The following is a 17225-nucleotide window of genomic DNA, read 5'->3' as shown; positions in this document are numbered from 1 at the left end:
TCGGTTAGTCCTCTTTCGACATCAGGCCGTCAAAGCCATGTTCTTTGAGAATACGCTCACGCTTGGCGGCTTTGAGGTCGTTTACAACCATTTCGGCACACATCTCCTGAACGCTTATTTGTGGCTCCCAGCCCAAGATGCGTTTGGCCTTTGATGGATCACCCAGCAGGGTTTCCACCTCTGCCGGGCGGAAATAGCGGGGGTCGATTTTCAGGATTACGTCGCCTTTTGAAAGGGCAGGGGCATTGTCACCGGTGATTGTATCCACAATCGCCACCTCATTCACGCCATCGCCTTCAAAGCGCAGGGTCATGCCCAGTTCGGCCGCCGACCATTCGATGAACTGACGCACTGAATATTGCTTGCCGGTTGCGATGACAAAATCGTCTGGTTCGTCTTCCTGCAGCATCATCCATTGCATGCGCACGTAATCTTTGGCGTGGCCCCAATCGCGCAATGCGTCGATGTTGCCCATGTAAAGGCACGTCTCTAATCCCTGTGCGATATTCGACAGGCCACGGGTGATCTTGCGGGTCACGAATGTCTCGCCGCGGCGCGGGCTTTCGTGGTTGAATAGAATACCGTTGCAGGCAAACATGCCATAGGCTTCGCGGTAATTCACCGTCATCCAGAACGCATACATCTTGGCCACTGCATAGGGGCTTCGCGGGTGAAATGGCGTGGTCTCGGTCTGGGGTGTTTCCTGCACAAGTCCATAAAGTTCGGATGTGGACGCCTGATAGAACCGGGTATTTTCCAATTTCAGAAAACGGATTGCCTCAAGCAAACGCAGTGTCCCGATGGCATCAACATCTGCGGTGTATTCGGGGGCCTCAAAGCTGACGGCAACATGGCTTTGCGCACCCAGATTATAGACTTCGTCGGGCTGAACTTCGGATAGAATCCGCGTAAGGTTAGATGTATCGGTCAGATCACCGTAGTGCAGTTTGAAGTTGGCATTGGTTGTGTGCGGATCCTGAAAGATGTGATCAACCCGCTGCGTATTGAACAGCGATGCCCGACGCTTGATTCCATGCACTTCATAGCCCTTTTCCAGCAGCAGTTCTGCCAGATAGGACCCATCCTGACCCGTAATCCCGGTGATAAGTGCTTTTTTCATGGGTTTCGATCCTACAATAACGCGCCGTCGCCGCGGAAAGGTGTCGCGGTGCTTTGCGCCTTTCTATGCTATCCCGTAGGGGAGGCCAACAACTGTTCCAGCACGCGGCAGACTGGCCCCGGCTTTGGTATCGCGGTAACATTTCTTCAACGCGGTACTGGAAGTAAGGAACACAAGATGTACATATTCAATGCCCCAAACCAAGCCAGCCATGCGGTGCAAAGCACGCAAACCGGCTCCATCTCCAACCCGACACTTACCGAATATTTGCCTGACGATTTCGAAATTCTCAAGGCAATCGGCCCACGCGCATGAACGATCTCGCTTTGCATAACTACTTTCGGTCATCGACTTCGGTGCGGGTCCGCGCGGCGCTGAACCTCAAGGGGCTTGGCTATGACTATGTCCCGCTGTCCCTGCTCAAAGGCGAACAGGCGAGTGCCGACCATCTGGCGCTGAACCCTTCTGGTCTGGTGCCAACGTTGGTGACGCCACAGGGGCCATTGCCGCAATCTCTGGCGATCCTGGAATGGCTGGATGAAGTTCACCCGGAACCACCCCTTTTGCCGACTGATGCATGGGGACGTGCGCGTGTGCGCAGCCTGGCACATATTGTGGCGCTTGATATTCATCCGGTGAACAACCTGCGCATCCTCAAGCATCTTGAGACCGAATTTGGTGTGGATGCGGCGGGCAAGGCCGCATGGTTTCGCCGATGGGCACAGGCAGGTATGGACGCGCTGGAAATCCGGTTGGCGTCAGAACCTGAGACAGGGGAATTTTGCCATGGCGATGTCGTTGGGCTGGCTGATTTGTGCCTCTATGCGCAAGTCCTTAACAACGCGCGGTTTGAGGTGGATATGTCGCCTTATCCGACCATCAGGCGCATTCACGCCAACAGCATGGCCATTCCCGCACTTTCCGCAGCAGCGCCCGCCAATCAGCCAGACTCAGTATAAGCGTTTTAGCTGTTCAAACTGCGCCAACTCGGCAGCAGATCATTGGGTGCAGGTGTTGCAGCATATACGGCCCTTGCAATTGCACGCGCCAGACAGAGCGATGCGGCGTGACCGATCAGGCTGACATCAGCTTGCGGTTTGCCGCCTGTGGCGAGGGCAAAAACAAGATCACCGTCAAATGGTGTGTGTGCGGGGACGGTGGCCCGCCCGATCCCGTCATGCGCGGCAACCGCGACACGGTGGCATTGGGATTTCGTCAAGGTTGCATCGGTTGCGACAATGGCGATTGTCGTATTCTCGCGCAGTGAAATCGCGGCGGCCTTGCGGCTTTCCAGGTTCAATCCCAGACCGGACGCAGGGTCCGGACCCAACCCGCCGAACTCTGACCCGATTTCAAAGGGCGCGGCATAGAAATGCCTGTCGCCGGGTGTGGTCACGGCCCCGACAGGGTTTGCTGCAACCAATGCGCCAACCATTGTCCCGTCTGGCAAGTGCAACGAGGAGGAGCCAAGCCCGCCCTTCAACATTGCACTCAGCGCACCGGTCCCTGCACCAACAGACCCAAGATCAAAATCATCTGACGCGTTGTCAAAAGCTTGACGCCCCAAGTTTCGATAGGGGTTCTCGACCCAATCCTTTGCCCCGCCGTTCAGCAGATCAAAAAGAATGGCCCCCGGTACCAGCGGGATCGTTGCATCCCCAACCTGAAATCCGCGCCCGGCTGCGCGCAACCCATCCATCACCCCCGAACAGGCATCAAGCCCAAAAGCAGATCCACCTGACAAAACCAACGCATCAACTGCAGTGACGGATTTATCGGGTGCCAGCAGATCGGTTTCGCGCGTCCCCGGTGCACCGCCCATAACGTGCACGGATGCGGTAAAGGGCACGTCCGAAGATAAAACGGTGGCACCAGACTTGAGGGTATCATCCTGCGCATTGCCAACCACCAGGCCAGCGACATCTGTGATCAGGTTTTTGGGTCCAGGTTTCATATGGCGGTGCCTGTTGATAAGGATGATCGGTATTTAGAAAAGGGTGAATTAAAGACGCGGCTTGGCTGCTGCAGTAGCAGGATCACCTGTGTTAGGGACGCCTTTGGGTTCAATCAACAGGACCTCGCATTCCTGGGCGGCACGCGGGCGATGCGTCACGCCCTTGGGCACGATGAAAACCTCGCCAGTTTTGACGACATGCGATGCCCCCTCAAGATCCATGATCATTTCACCTTTGAGCACCATGAAAAAATCATCGGTATCCTCATGCAGGTGAAATGGAAACTCACCCTGAAACTTGACCACCATAATGTCGTTCTCATTGTAATCTGCAACAACATGCGGATCCCAATGGGTGCTGATCTGCGCCAGCTTTTCGGCCAGATTTACCGCTTTCATATGCAGCGCCCTCCGTCCACTTCCATGGCCACGCCGGTGATCATGCTGGCTTCATCCGAGCAAAGGAACAGGGCGGCATTGCCCAGATCCTCGGGCTGCGAAAAACGGCCCAACGGGATGGTTGCCAGAAACTTGGCCCGCATTTCTGGTGTGTCCTCGCCCATAAAGCTCTTGAGCAGTGGCGTTTCGCCCGCAACCGGGTTCAGCGCATTCACACGCACGCCATCCGGGGCAAGTTCGACCGCCATTGTCTTGGTTGCCGTGATCATCCAACCCTTGGATGCATTGTACCAATTCAGCCGGGGCCGGGGTGAGACACCAGCCGTAGAGGCGATGTTCAAGATGGCCCCTTTGCCGCGCTCCTTCATATGGGGCACCAGTGCGCGGGCGGTCAGATAAACCGACTTCATGTTCACGTTGAACACCCGATCAAAGTCTTCTTCGCTGACCTTTTCCATCGGGGCAGGCAAATGTGTGATCCCTGCGTTGTTCACCAAAACATCAACGTGACCCCAGGCATCAATTGCGGCTCTCGCCATCGCGTTGACTGAGGCCCCGTCCCCAACATCAACCGTGCATGCGATCGCGTGATCTCCCATTTCACGGGCCATTTGCGTGGCAGCATCAGCGTTGATATCGGCGACCATCACCTTTGCACCTTCTTGCAGGAACCGCCTTACGATCCCTGCCCCAAATCCAGAGGCACCCCCGGTGACAATGGCGGTTTTTCCGGTCAATCGCATGCTATGTCCTCCGATATGAAGCGGCGCAGGTGGGCAAAGAATACCTCAGGCTGATCATACTCAAGTAAATGCCCCGCGTCAGGCAAAGTGTGATGCGTTGCGCGGGCGTTGCCAAGGCTGGTCAGCAAAACATCGCTGAAGGGCACCGGCATCATTGGGTCACGGTCGCCTGAAAGGATCAATATCGGGCAGGTCAGACGGTTCAACGCAGCACGAAAATCGAAGCGGCCCATTTCATTGTTGGGCCCGTTGAAGTGCATTGCAACAGGGTTCTTTACCGTCATCCGTTGCATCATGTCCGAGTCTGGAGGCGCGACAGAATAGTGAGGCAAGCAGTTTTCAAAGTAGGCTTGGCGGCGTTCCGGTGTTGGACCACTCCAGTAGGCGCGTGCGACCTGTCCGGCAAGGGGGCCCGCAATTCGGCCAAAAGCGGCAAAGATGGTTTCAAAATCCACATGGGCCGTGGTCGCAGCGAGGATCAATGCGCGCAGATGTCCGGGATATTTCGTGGCATATGCCTGTGCTACAAAGCCGCCAAAGGACGCGCCAAAGATGATCGGCTCTTTGATGCCCAGCGTTTGGCAAAGGGCAAATAAATCGTCAGCCCATTGGTCTAACGTCCAATGCTTTGGATCGCCGTCTTCACTGCGTCCATTGCCACGGTGATCGACATAGATAATCTGGGCCAAATCGGACAGCTGTGAAAATGCCGGTTTAAAGATGGAATGGTCAGCACCAGGCCCACCATGCAGCAAGATCATTGTGGGCTTTTCACGCATCACAGAGCCCTCGGCAACAAGTCCAGCCCCTTCTACATCAACGAACAGCCGGACGCCGTTTACCAGGATGTGCATGGACCCGTCCTCTCCACAGATGATGTCATGCCGTTTTTCGCGACAGATCTGGCAGCACCGGTGCAGCCGCGATCAGCGCCTTGGTATAGGGGTGTTGGGGGTTTTCAAAAAGGGATTGAGTTTCGCCCTGTTCCACAATCTCGCCCGCCTTCATGACCAAGACGCGGTCAGTGATTGTGCGCACCACAGACAGATCATGTGAGATGAACAGATAGGTCAGCTTGTAAGCTTCACAAAGGTCTGCCAGCAGATCGAGGATCTGGGCCCGCACGGAGACGTCCAGTGCGCTGACCGCTTCATCAAACAAGATAAGGTCCGGGCGAATGATCAGGGCGCGGGCGATCGCGATGCGTTGCCGTTGTCCGCCAGAAAATTCGTGGATGTATTTTGTGGCGTCCTTTGCGGCCAGACCAACGGCAGTCAACGCGGCGTCTATGGCTCTGACACGGTCTGCACCTTGCGGTGGCTCGCGCAATAGATGGAAGGGTTCGGTAATCAGTCGATCAACCCGGTGGCGCGGATTGAAGCTGCCGAACGGGTCTTGGAAAACAACCTGCATCTTGCGGCGCACTGCGAGGTTCGGTTTGGCACCGGTGAACACCGGCTCGCCGTCCAAAGTGATGCTGCCGGATTGGATCTGTTCCAGCCCCAGCAGGGCGCGGGTGAGCGTGGATTTCCCACAGCCTGATTCCCCTACCAGACCAAGGCGTTCCCCCCGCGCGATGGTAAACGAGACGTCGTTGACAGCCCGAAATGATCCGGGCGCGCCAAACAGCGTTGTGCGGGGCAGACGATAATCGCGTGTGACGTTTCTCACGTCGAGCAATTGGTGTGTATCGGTCACCTTGGGTAGGGTGACCATATGGCCAGAGGCGGCAAACAACATCTTGGTATAGGGGTGCTGCATGGTGCGCAAAAGCGTCTGTGTCTCGCCTTGTTCGACCACTTCACCAGCGCGCATAACCACGATGCGATCAGCCATATCCGCAACCACGGCCAGATCATGGGTGATCATCAGAAGCCCCATACCGTCCTCTTGAGCAAGCTTTTTAAGCAGGTCGAGAATCTGAGCCTGCGTGGTGACATCAAGTGCGGTTGTCGGTTCATCGGCGATCAACAGGCGCGGCCGCAAGGTGATGGCCATTGCGATGACAACCCGCTGGCGCTGCCCGCCGCTGAGCTCATGCGGGAACCGTGACAGAGGAAAACGGTCTTGCGGCAAACCAACGCGCGTCAGCGTTTCTGCCGCGCGTTGTTCTGCGTCCTGACGTGTCATTGTTCTGTCATGGATGCGGAGTGTTTCGGCCACCTGCTGTCCGATGGTCTGGACGGGATTCAATGCTGTCATCGGTTCCTGAAACACCATGCCGACATCATTACCGCGAATGGCGCACAGGGCGGGTTCATCCAGATTGGTCAGCTCCTGATCACCCAGCATGATCTGACCTGTGGTGGTGGCACCTTTGGGCAGCAGTTGCATCGTCGCAAGTGCGGTCATGGATTTGCCGGAACCGCTTTCACCGGTGATTGCAACAATTTCTCCGGCACCAACAGATATAGTGATGTCGTTCAAAATATGGATGCCATGAATAGACAGGGACATGTTGGTGATCTCAAGCAGGCTCATACCCGCGTCACCCGCAACCTGGGGTCAAGATAGTCGCGCAATCCGTCGCCCATGAGGTTCAATCCCAGAACCGTAAAGATGATTGCAAGGCCGGGGACCAGCGCCATATGCGGTGCGATGCTTACCAGTGTCTGGGCGTCGGCCAGCATGCGCCCCCAAGAAGGTGTCGGCGGTTGCGCACCAAGGCCGACATAGCTGAGGCCTGCCTCTGCCAGAATGCCGAGTGAGAATTGGATCGTCCCTTGGACAATCAACAGGTTGGTCACATTTGGCAGGATATGCTCCGCAGAAATGCGGGCTGCCGATTTGCCCGCCACACGGGCAGCAAGGATGAATTCACGTTGCCACAGTGACAGTGCCGCACCCCGCGTGATCCGCGCAAAGACGGGGATGTTGAAAATACCGATGGCGATGATCGCGTTTATCGCCCCGGCCCCAAAAACCGCAGTGATCAGGATTGCAATCACAAGGCTGGGAAAGGCAAAGACCAGGTCATTGCCACGCATGATCAGTTCATCCATCCATGTCCCTTGTCGCGCGGCGGCCCAAAGGCCCAGCGGCACACCAAGGCCCATGCCGATGCCCACCGCCACCAACGCCACGGCGATAGACGTGCGTGCGCCGACCATGATCATGCTCAGGATATCGCGACCAAAATGGTCCGTTCCAAACAGATGCGCACCACCGGGGCTTTTCAGTTTATTTGGAATATTCAGTGCGGCGTGGTCAAAAGGTGTCCAGACAAAGCTGATAAGGGCGGCCAGAACGAAAACTGCCGTAAGCAGACCGCCAATGATCAGATTGCGTTTCATGTGCGGGACCTCAGACGAGGGTCCACGGCGGCATAGGCCAGATCAACGAGGAAATTCACCATGATCACCGAAAACACCAGCAACATGACGACCGATTCCACGACGATCAGATCGCGGGCAGAAATCGCCTGAAACACTAACCGTCCCAGCCCGGGCAGGTAAAACACCTGTTCGATGATGATGGAACCGGCCAGCAGGAACGAAAACTGCAACCCGATAATGGTCAAAACAGGGATCAGTGCGTTGCGCAGCCCGTGCCGCCAAAGCGCCTGCCGGGCGCTCAGACCCTTGGCGCGGGCAGTTCGCATGAAATCTTCGCCCAATACATCCAACAATGACGACCGCATGACACGCGCAAGGATCGCCGCCTGGGGCAGCGCGAGGGCGACGGCAGGCAGTGTCAGGCCGTGCAGGCCAGCCCAGAACCCTTTGTCCCAACCGACAAAACCACCTGCCGCGAACCACCGCAGATTGATTGCAAAGATCAGGACCAGAATCATCGCAAACCAGAAATTCGGCACCGCAACGCCAAGCTGCGTGGCCCCCATGACCCCGATATCGCCCGCCTGACCCCGCCGGGACGCGGCAAAGATACCTGCGGGAAAAGCAATCAATGTGCTCAGCGCCAAAGCATAAAGCGCCAAAGGCAACGACACCCATAATCGGCCTGAAACCATGTCGATCACTGGTGTGCGATAGGTATAGGAGGTGCCAAAATCACCTGTCATCATACCGCCAACCCAGGCGATGTAGCGCTGCACCTTGGAGACATCGAGCCCCAGTTCAGTCCGCAGCGCGGCAAGCGTTTCAGGCTGGGCATTGATCCCAAGCATGAATGACGCCGGATCGCCCGGCGCGACTTCGATCACGGCAAAGATTACCAGCGATGCGACGGCAAGGCTGATCAATAATGAAAGAAGGCGTTTGAGTGCATATCTGAGCATTACTGTGACGTTAGGCGCACAGCGCAGGGGCGTCCAGACTGCGATCACTGTGGCTGGCAATTTGACCGGACCGCGTTAGGTTTGCCTCATGCAGCATCCTGCTTTCATTGGACATGAGATTTTCCGTGGCTCAAGCTATGGGCGGTGGCACCCGTTGCGGGTGCCGCGTATGTCAACGGTGATGGACCTCACCCGGGCTTTGGGGTGGCTTCCGAAAGAGCAATTTATCACCTCGCCCCGCGCCAAACCTGCGGCGCTGACAAGGTGGCATACGTCAGATTACATCGGCGCATTGCAAAGAGTTGAGGCAGCGCAGGCCGCAACCGCAGAAGATTTGACGCGCCATGATATCGGAAGCGTCACCAATCCAGTGTTCCCGGAGATTTTTCGCAGGCCCGCAACGGCGGCGGGCGGGTCAATTCTGGCGGGGGAACTGCTGCGCGACGGTGGTGTGATCTATAATCCGGCAGGCGGCACGCACCATGGTATGCCGGACCGGGCGAACGGGTTTTGCTATTTGAACGACCCGGTTCTTGCAATGCTCAGCCTGCGCAGTCACGGTGTGCGGCGCATCGCCTATGTCGATATCGACGCACACCATCCCGATGGGGTTGAGGTTGGCTTTGGCGGCGATCCCGATTGCCTGTTGATTTCCGTGCACGAAGACCGTCTGTGGCCGCGCAGTGGTGCGCTGGAAAACGATGGCGGCGGCAATGCCTTGAACTTGCCCGTGCCGCGCGGGTTCAACGACAGCGAAATGGCTTTTGTCAGAGACACATTGATCGTCCCAAAGGTGACCGCCTTTGCCCCTGAGGCCCTCGTTTTCCTGTGTGGTGCAGACGGGGTTGAAGAAGATCCGCTGTCTCACCTCTGCCTTAGCAACAATGCCCATTGGGATATCCTGCGCAGCCTCATGGGCCTCGCGCCCCGGCTTTTGGTGCTTGGCGGTGGTGGATACAACCCTTGGTCCGTCGGACGGCTATGGACCGGAGTTTGGGGCATTCTGAATGGGCAAGATATACCGGATCACCTTCCCGAAAGCGCTGAAACAGTGCTGCGAGGCTTGCGCTTTGATGGCAACCGGCGCGGCAAGAACCCGCCCGATCATTGGTTCACCACATTGCGCGATGCGCCGCGTGAGGGGGCGGTGCGGGATCAGGTTAAGGATGCCGTTTACCTGCTGACACAACGCGTTTCGTAACCGGTGTGTTAGCTACCAAACAAGGGAATGTATGAGATGCTCACCCTTGAGGCCCTTCAACGGCACCTCTACCGGATCAACGAAGTTGAAGCCATCGGCGTCGCCTACCATGACGCGCGTTGCCTCTGACACTCTGATGTTTCCCGGATCGCAGGTTGCCGCAACACGCGCAGCCTTGTTCACGACCGTACCGACAAAGTCACCTTCGTTCTGGATGACATCACCGGTATGGATTCCGATCCGGATGCGCAGTTTCGGTTCGTCCGTCTGCGCGACCATCCCCCGTTGGATCGCAATCGCGGTCCGCATCGCGGCACCCGCCGATGCGAAGGTCGACAGCGTCCCGTCCCCAAGCGATTTGACCATTGTGCCGCCTTCGGTCTGTATCTGCTGGGTGATCGAACCAATATGTTCCGTCACGATCCAGTTCCATCGGTGATCACCCGCGGCAGAGGCCAGAGCAGTACTGTCGACAATGTCTGTGAACATGACCGAGGCTATCCCGGTCTGGGTGCTTTCCACACGTTCGGCACGCGCGGCGTCCAGCAAATCCTCGAACCGTCCCAACTCGTATCCCATGGCTTCGAGGTTGGGTTTTGGGTTGGAGTTGTGGATATGCACGATCCGCCAAACACCGTCTTCCATGGTGAAGATAAAGGTATTGCGAAAGGCGACCCGCAGGTTTGCCTCGGGCGAATGTATGGTGAGCGTGGTATAGGCCCAGCCGAAATCACCTGCCTCATACCCTGTTGCCTTGATATTCTCGGGCAACAGAACGGCCTGATCATCCGAATACTTCTCAAACGTCTCGCGCAGCGTATCCCCTTTGAACAACTCGCCTTCATCCGACCCGATGTAAGTCAGTGCCTTGGAGGAGGAGAGCAGATTGGCTGCCGCGACGGAACGTCTGGCTGAATAGGCCTTGATCCACCGCGTCGCAATCGCGGCAAGTTCCGGGGAAGGGGTGAAAGGATCAGCCAAGCTTTTTTACTCCGACGGCGGCAGGGCCCCACGCGTGCAGGGCCCCTTCATTGTGCGCCGTGGCTTACTCGGCCCAGCTTACCGCTGTCAGATCAGTTGCCTGTGTCGGCGCGTTGTTCCACAACCCTTGAACGCCTGCCTTGGCCACCGACGTTGCCGCCAGTTGAAACAGATAACCATTCACGTAATCCTCGGAAATCATGCGCTGGGCGTCTGCCATCATCTGGGTCCGCATCGCATCGTCTGTGGTGCTGTTCAGCTTGGTCATCAATTCTTGGAACGCGGGATTGTCGTACTGGAAATAGTAATCCGGCTTTGCATAAATTCCGATGTCCATTGGCTCGGTATGGCTGACGATGGTCAGGCCAAAATTCTTGCCTTTAAACACAGTTTCCAGCCATTGCGCCCATTCGACATTGCGAATTTCGGCCTTGATGCCGACTGCGGCCAGTTGGGCTGCAATGATCTCACCGCCGCGCCGCGCATAAGAAGGCGGGGGCAGATCAAGCGTGGTCTCAAACCCGTCCGGAAACCCTGCCTCAGCCAGCAGCGCCTTGGCCTTTTCAGGGTCAAAACTGCTCATCCCGGTCAGATCGATATAGGCCGGGTTGTGCGGGGCAAAATGAGTTCCGATGGGGGTGCCATACCCGAACATTGCACCATCAATGATCGCCTGACGGTCAATCGCATGGGCGATGGCCTCGCGGACTTTGACATTGTCAAAAGGTGCCATCTTGTTGTTGGTGGACAGGATCGTTTCCCCTTCGGTCGATCCGATCAGCACCTGAAACCTTGGATCAGCCTCAAACTGTGGCAGGTTTTCGGGGGCTGGAAATTGTGAAAAGACATCAACGTCTTCGGCCATCATTGCAGCAAAGGCCGCTGTCGGATCAGAGATGAATTTGAACGTGGCCTTGTCGAGTTTCGCAGGTGTGCCCCAATAGTCAGGGTTCTTTGAAAGCTCAATCTTGTCACCCTGAGCCCAGCTGTCGAACTTGAACGCACCGGTACCGATTGGATTTTGCTTGATGTTCTCGATGCTTTCGGGGGCCACGATCACCGCGTCACCCCATGCGAGGTTAAACAGCATACTCCCGTTGGGCTCAGACAGCTTCACCTCAACCGTCAGCGGGTCAATCACATTAACCTCTGAAATCGCGGCATAAAGCGCCTTTTGGGCATTCGCGCTATCTTCTGCGCCAATCCGGTCAAGGCTGAATTTCACATCCTCGGCGTCCATTGTGGTGCCATCGTGAAATTTGACGCCGTCATGCAGTTTGAAGGTATAGGTCAGGCCATCTTCAGAGATTTCCCATGAAGAAGCTAACCCCGGCACAATGGACCCATCGCCCATGAACCGGGTCAGACCTTCGAACACATTAGAATAAAGAACCGAATCAATGGCACCAGCGGCGGCTGATGTCGGGTCCAGATGCGGTGGCTCCAGCTGAAGTGCGACTGTGATGTCAGTTTGCTGTGCCGTGGCGGCCCCGGCAATCAGCGCCGCAGCACTGGCACCAAGAAATAGTGAGCGTAGGTGGAACATGGGTATCTCCCTGTTGATATTTAGCAAAGAGGTTAGCCAGATTCGTGTTGGTTCACCAGTGGCAAACCTTGTTGCGCCCTTTGTGTCATCGCGATAAGGCTCCGGCCTTCTTGATAGGCAAAGGTGCGTCATGGTTGCGTTATCCACCACGTTGGGCATCGATTTTGGGACCTCAAATTCCGCGGCGGGCGTGGCGATCAACGGTATGCCGCACTTGATTGATATCGAACCTGGCGAAAAGACGCTGCCGACGGCCGTGTTCTTTGATTTTGACGCGAAACAGACAGTTTTTGGCCGTCCGGCCCAAGCCGCGTTGATTGGCGGCGATGAAGGGCGTTACATGCGGGCGCTCAAAAGCCTACTTGGTACATCGCTGATGCGTGAAAGCCGGGTTTTGTTGGGCAAGCGTATGGATTTCATTGAAATTGTTGGACGGTTTCTGGCCGAGATCAAGGCGCGTGCCGAGGCGGCAACCGGTCAGAAATTTCACCGTGCCCTGTCAGGACGGCCTGTGATGTTTCACAGTGCTGATACCGTTCGCAATGCACAGGCACTGGTCGATCTGACCGATTGCTATCATGCGGCCGGGTTTACGGATGTGCGGTTTATGCCCGAACCAGAGGCAGCAGCGCTTGCCAACCGGGCCTTTTTGAACGCGGGGGATTTGGGGCTGATTGTGGATATTGGCGGTGGCACGTCAGATTTCACATTGTTCAGACAGCAAGGCGATGCCGACATTGATATTCTGGCCAGCAATGGTTTGCGGCTGGGGGGCACAGATTTTGACCGTGAATTGAGCCTCGCGCACGTGATGCCCCATTTGGGCATGGGAAGTGACATCAAACATATGTTTGGCGGCGAGACCCATGTCGCACCGCAGTCGATGTTCGCTGATCTTGCAACATGGCAAAAGATCCCCTTTCTCTACACCCGCGAAACCTGCCGCGCTGCAGAAGACCTTGCGCGCCATGCGGTGGAACCGGGCCTGTTAGCGCGGTTGGTGACGGTTTTGGAACAAGAGCTGGGTCATGACCTGGCCTTTGCTGTTGAGGCTGCGAAAATCGCGGCGAACGATCCGAACGGGACAGCACCCCCAGAGATCAAATTGGACATGCTGGAACGTGGTCTGAACCTGCCGCTGCCTGCGGCGATGATGGCGGCGACGCTTGCGCAGATGGCGGGCAAGATTGCTGATGCTGCCATGCAGACCGTTGATCAGGCCGGATTGGCCAAAGATGATGTTTCGCGGCTGATTTTTGTGGGCGGGTCAAGTTTGATGGGGGTGGTCGATGCGGCCCTTCGGCGCGAATTTCCAAAGGCCGAAGTGCATCAAGCAGCGGCCCTGACCGGTGTGGTAGATGGCTTGGCGCTGGCCGCCGCCGCCGCGTTTGATTAGACCTTTGGCAGGAGCAGAGATTCCAGAGCGGCACCCATGACACACGCTGCATCGACCATGTCGTCGATGCCAATATATTCATCAGGCTTATGCGCAAGTTCCAATATGCCGGGACCGTATGCGATGCAGTTCTTGAGCTTGCCAATACGGTCGATGTGTTTCTGATCATAGGTTCCGGGCGAGGCGACGTATTCAGGACTTTTGCCAATCACATCCTCAATGGCTTTTGCCACGGTTTGAACCACAGGCGCATCCCGGTCTGTCATGGACGGCAAAACTGAGTTTATCTCGGTCAGCTCATAGTTGAAATCGGCGCGGGTCGCGCGCAACCCGTCCAACAACGCAGTGACCTCATCGCGCACCTGATCAAGGGGTTCTTCGACCAGAAAACGCCTATCAATCACGATGCGACACGAATCCGGGACGCAATGCGCCGGCAGGCCCGTGAAATCGCTGTCAGGTTCTTTTTGCCCACCATGGATCGAGTTGATGTTCATTGTGGACGACCGCGCGCCTTGCGGAACAACCGGCATGTCCGTGTGACGTGCGGCCATTGCCGGGAAAAGCTTGTCCTCGAATTCTGACAAGACCGCACCCATATGGCGCACTGCGCAGTCGCCCAGAAACGGCATCGAGCCATGGGCAATCTCACCCTTTGTCTCAATTTCGGCCCACCATCCACCACGGTGGCCGAGACAAATACGGTCTTTGTTCAGTGGTTCGGGGATGATCACATGCTGGACACGGGCCGGGTCAAAATACCCATGTTCAGCCAGATAAGCTACGCCGCCATATCCGCCCGATTCTTCGTCTGCTGTGCCAGAAATTTCGATCGCGCCGGCAAAGTCAGGGTACGTTTCGATAAACGCCTCTGCGGCGATGATCGACGACGCCAGGCCACCTTTCATATCACAAGTGCCCCGCCCATAAATCTTGCCGTCAGACACCTCAGCGCCAAACGGATCAAACGTCCAGCCGGCACCAACCTCAACGACATCTGTGTGGCTGTTGAAATGCACACATTCACCGCTGCGTGCGCCGGTCCGGCGCGCGATGATGTTCCAGCGCGGATATTTATCACCGTCCCCCGGCGTACCGACGGCGCGGATCAATTCGGTTTCAAAGCCATGGCCGGACAGGCGTTTGTCCAGATATTCGCAGATCTGCCGATAATTTTCACCCGGTGGGTTCAGGGTCGGGATGCGGATCAAATCCTGCGTCAGCGCGATCAGATCGTCGCGTTTGGCGGTAACAGCGTTTGAAAGGATGCTCTTCATCATCACATGGTTCAACGGTTGCGTCCGGTTGGCAAGCGGCGAGTTTGGTACAGGCGTCGCATTTCGGTATTTTTAAAAGGGTGAAGCAGAGGGCGTTTTCGTTAATCTGCAATGTCCTTCATTGCCGCCAGCAGGCTGCGCACCTCATCCAATGTATTGTAGTGGCACAGCGATACGCGCACGGCTGCGTCCAATCCCAACGGGGTTAGGATATTGCCGGAATAATGATCCGCGCGGCGAATATGGGTGCGAATGCCCACATCATTCAAATTGTCGACGATGTCGCTGGCAGGAACGTTGTCTAGTGCAAAGCACACCAGCCCTTCGCGATCCGGGTTGTCCGCGCCGCCAAGGATCGTCACACCCGGCAGGTCGGCCAAACCAGGCAGATTTCCAATCCCCCGCAACATCGCATCTGTCAGCGTTTGTTCATGATCATGGATTGCCTTGCCCGCAGCCTCAATTTTTGCGCGTGGGTCAGTCGTGTCTGACACCTTTTCGCCCAGCCATTCGAAATACCGCACCACGTCTGAGAATGTCGCATAGGACCCTGTATCGCGCGTGCCCATTTCCCAGTTTCCGATGGGGCCGTTCTTGAGCGTTTCAATCGGCAGCGCAGTAAGCCGATCAGACGCCCAGGCCACACCATATCCATGACGCGAAAAGACTTTGTAAGGCGATACCACATAGCCGTCGATGTCATAGCTTGTGATGTCGATGTGACCGTGGCTGGCGTGTTGGATGCCATCAACAAAGATGAATGCATCGGGTGAAACCGCTCTGATCGCGGCAGAAATTGCGGCAACATCGTTTGCGATACCTGTCACCGGCGATGTATGCAGAATTGTGGCCACACGGACATCTGGTGTCATCTGACTGGCATACATTTCTGCCGTCACCTGACCCGTCGCATCATTATGGGCTACGTCAATATAGGGTTTCCCGGCCATTTTCGCCCAATGAAGTGCGGCACTGCGCGATGCGGGGTGTTCAATGGACGACCCAATCACCGTCCCACCCGGCGCTGACCCCATGATCGCGGTGCGGATGAGCCTGAAGGACAGTTCAGTTCCGGATTCACCCACAAAAAACGTGCCGTCAGCTGAGTTGAAGAATAATGCCATGTCCGCCTTGGCGCGAGTGATCACATCGACCAATGCGGCTGATGCGGGATTATCGCGGCCCTGGTTGTCTGGGATGGCGGCAAAGATCGCAGATGTTTCCACCGCTGATTTTAGGGTCAGCGCCCCACCGGCATTTTCAAAAAAGATCCGCGGACCAGAAAATGGGCAGGTTTCCACATGTGCAAACCGGTTGCGGATATCACTGGTCAGCGTTGGCGAATTGGTGATCATTCTTTGTCCTTATGCTATCACGCGCATCTTTGCGGGTCTCACCGGTCCTGCAAGGTGTTTTGCGACATAGTGCTGATCTTTTTTGCTAGGCCCTCGGAGAAAATGCGCTAAGTCACCCGAAAGAATATTGAGGAAAGAAAAATGGCCCCGCTTATCCAACATCGCCCAATAAACAAATCCGTCGAAGAGGCAGCCGAGGAAAGATCGGTCAGTGAAGCCGCTGCGCTGTCGCCGAAGCTGATTTATGAGGTGATCCGCCGCGATGGCGAGGAAGAGCTGGCGCGGTCCAAAAAGTCACTGATGTGGTCAGGGATCGCGGCAGGTATGCTGATCAGCCTGTCCGTTCTGGGAGAAGCGATTTTTCGGACCCATTTACCGGATACATCCTATCGGTTCCTGATTGAGAATTTGGGATATTCGCTTGGATTTCTGGCGGTCATCATGGGCCGGATGCAGCTTTTTACCGAAAACACCATAACGACGGTTTTGCCGGTGATGAAGGCCCGCTCGTGGCGGGCATTTGGCAGTATGATGCGTCTTTGGGCGATCGTTCTTTCAGCGAATGTGATCGGTGCATTTGCCGCTGCTGCGCTGTTTGTTTTTACCCCTGCCTTGCCTTCTGACCTGATGCTCGCGATTGAAGATTTATCGCGCCATGCAACAGGGATGGGTGCAGGTGAAGGGTTCTGGCGGGCAATTCCCGCAGGTATCATCGTGGCGCTGATTGTCTGGATGCTGCCTCAGGCGGATGAAACAGCGTTTTTCCTGATCCTGACATTCACCTGGTTGATTGCTGCCGGTGATTTTACTCATATCGTAGCAGGATCGGTCGAGATGGCTGTGCTCGTGTTGCAAGGGCAGTTAAGTGCGGGTCCGGCTGTTTTTGGATTCTTCTTACCAGTGCTGGCGGGCAATATCATCGGCGGTACATTGATCTTTACCTTGGTTGCCTGGGGTCAGGTGCGCGATGATGTTGAACCCAGCTAGGCAATCAACACCGAAATTGGATAGACTGA

General features: G+C 56.2%; 17 protein-coding genes. 5 read left to right on the top strand and 12 right to left on the bottom strand.

Translation table 11 applies throughout. The annotated features are described in order from the left end of the window. Positions 1 to 4: 4 nt before the first annotated feature. Entirely contained in the window at positions 5 to 1120 is a 1116-nt protein-coding gene (gene gmd, locus C1J02_RS00215) for a GDP-mannose 4,6-dehydratase (RefSeq protein WP_114876614.1), read from the bottom strand. A 177-nt stretch (positions 1121 to 1297) separates the two neighbouring features. Between gmd and C1J02_RS20750 the strand changes: the two genes are divergently transcribed. Beyond that, entirely contained in the window at positions 1298 to 1435 is a 138-nt protein-coding gene (locus C1J02_RS20750) for a hypothetical protein (protein WP_162798196.1), read from the top strand. Then, entirely contained in the window at positions 1432 to 2079 is a 648-nt protein-coding gene (maiA, locus tag C1J02_RS00210; protein WP_114876613.1) for a maleylacetoacetate isomerase, read from the top strand. Before C1J02_RS20750 ends, maiA begins: the two co-directional genes overlap by 4 nt. Positions 2080 to 2084: 5 nt before the next feature. Here the strand turns inward: maiA and C1J02_RS00205 are convergent, their stop codons facing one another. From C1J02_RS00205 to C1J02_RS00175, 7 genes are read right to left on the bottom strand one after another with little or no spacing between them, the layout of a single operon-like run. After that, positions 2085 to 3074, bottom strand: a complete 990-nt coding sequence (locus C1J02_RS00205) for a P1 family peptidase (protein ID WP_114876612.1) — start codon at positions 3072 to 3074, stop codon at positions 2085 to 2087. Positions 3075 to 3122: 48 nt separating this feature from the next. After that, positions 3123 to 3473, bottom strand: coding sequence for a cupin domain-containing protein (locus C1J02_RS00200; protein ID WP_114876611.1), 351 nt, complete (start codon positions 3471 to 3473; stop codon positions 3123 to 3125). Next, entirely contained in the window at positions 3470 to 4216 is a 747-nt protein-coding gene (locus C1J02_RS00195) for an SDR family oxidoreductase (protein WP_114876610.1), read from the bottom strand. Before C1J02_RS00195 ends, C1J02_RS00200 begins: the two co-directional genes overlap by 4 nt. After that, positions 4207 to 5070 carry an alpha/beta fold hydrolase gene (locus C1J02_RS00190; RefSeq protein ID WP_114876609.1) on the bottom strand — a complete coding sequence of 288 codons (864 nt, stop codon included), beginning with the start codon at positions 5068 to 5070 and terminating at the stop codon, positions 4207 to 4209. Before C1J02_RS00190 ends, C1J02_RS00195 begins: the two co-directional genes overlap by 10 nt. 25 nt (positions 5071 to 5095) lie before the next feature. Further along, the gene (locus C1J02_RS00185; RefSeq protein WP_114876608.1) at positions 5096 to 6697 is read right to left on the bottom strand and encodes an ABC transporter ATP-binding protein; all 1602 of its coding nucleotides are present in this window, start codon (positions 6695 to 6697) and stop codon (positions 5096 to 5098) included. After that, positions 6694 to 7509, bottom strand: a complete 816-nt coding sequence (locus C1J02_RS00180; RefSeq protein WP_114876607.1) for an ABC transporter permease — start codon at positions 7507 to 7509, stop codon at positions 6694 to 6696. The genes C1J02_RS00185 and C1J02_RS00180 overlap by 4 nt, the downstream gene beginning before the upstream one ends. Beyond that, complete coding sequence (locus C1J02_RS00175) at positions 7506 to 8453, bottom strand: ABC transporter permease (protein WP_114876606.1); 948 nt, start codon at positions 8451 to 8453, stop codon at positions 7506 to 7508. Before C1J02_RS00175 ends, C1J02_RS00180 begins: the two co-directional genes overlap by 4 nt. A gap of 88 nt (positions 8454 to 8541) precedes the next feature. On the opposite strand from C1J02_RS00175, the gene C1J02_RS00170 reads away from it, so the two are divergent. Further along, positions 8542 to 9654 carry an acetoin utilization protein AcuC gene (locus C1J02_RS00170; RefSeq protein ID WP_114876605.1) on the top strand — a complete coding sequence of 371 codons (1113 nt, stop codon included), beginning with the start codon at positions 8542 to 8544 and terminating at the stop codon, positions 9652 to 9654. 12 nt (positions 9655 to 9666) lie between these two features. Here the strand turns inward: C1J02_RS00170 and C1J02_RS00165 are convergent, their stop codons facing one another. Continuing rightward, positions 9667 to 10635: an adenylate/guanylate cyclase domain-containing protein gene (locus C1J02_RS00165; RefSeq protein ID WP_114876604.1), complete on the bottom strand. Its 969-nt coding sequence runs from the start codon at positions 10633 to 10635 to the stop codon at positions 9667 to 9669. Between the two features lie 64 nt (positions 10636 to 10699). Continuing rightward, positions 10700 to 12181, bottom strand: coding sequence for an ABC transporter substrate-binding protein (locus tag C1J02_RS00160; protein ID WP_114876603.1), 1482 nt, complete (start codon positions 12179 to 12181; stop codon positions 10700 to 10702). 130 nt (positions 12182 to 12311) lie between these two features. Here C1J02_RS00160 and C1J02_RS00155 point away from each other — a divergent pair, with 130 nt between their 5' ends. Next, entirely contained in the window at positions 12312 to 13577 is a 1266-nt protein-coding gene (locus C1J02_RS00155) for an Hsp70 family protein (RefSeq protein ID WP_114876602.1), read from the top strand. Here C1J02_RS00155 and C1J02_RS00150 read toward each other — a convergent pair. Both C1J02_RS00150 and C1J02_RS00145 read right to left on the bottom strand, forming a co-directional pair. Continuing rightward, on the bottom strand, positions 13574 to 14854 hold the full coding sequence (locus C1J02_RS00150) for an acetylornithine deacetylase/succinyl-diaminopimelate desuccinylase family protein (protein ID WP_114880268.1): 1281 nt from the start codon (positions 14852 to 14854) through the stop codon (positions 13574 to 13576). The two genes, C1J02_RS00155 and C1J02_RS00150, sit on opposite strands and share 4 nt — an antisense overlap. 101 nt (positions 14855 to 14955) lie before the next feature. Then, complete coding sequence (locus tag C1J02_RS00145) at positions 14956 to 16209, bottom strand: aminotransferase class V-fold PLP-dependent enzyme (protein WP_114876601.1); 1254 nt, start codon at positions 16207 to 16209, stop codon at positions 14956 to 14958. A 141-nt stretch (positions 16210 to 16350) separates the two neighbouring features. On the opposite strand from C1J02_RS00145, the gene C1J02_RS00140 reads away from it, so the two are divergent. After that, on the top strand, positions 16351 to 17196 hold the full coding sequence (locus tag C1J02_RS00140) for a formate/nitrite transporter family protein (protein ID WP_114876600.1): 846 nt from the start codon (positions 16351 to 16353) through the stop codon (positions 17194 to 17196). The last annotated feature ends 29 nt before the right edge of the window (positions 17197 to 17225 follow it).

This window comes from Sulfitobacter sp. SK011, from assembly GCF_003352065.1.
GTDB lineage: Bacteria > Pseudomonadota > Alphaproteobacteria > Rhodobacterales > Rhodobacteraceae > Sulfitobacter.
Note: the sequence above shows the minus strand (reverse complement) of the source record. Positions and strands in the feature narration are given on the sequence as shown.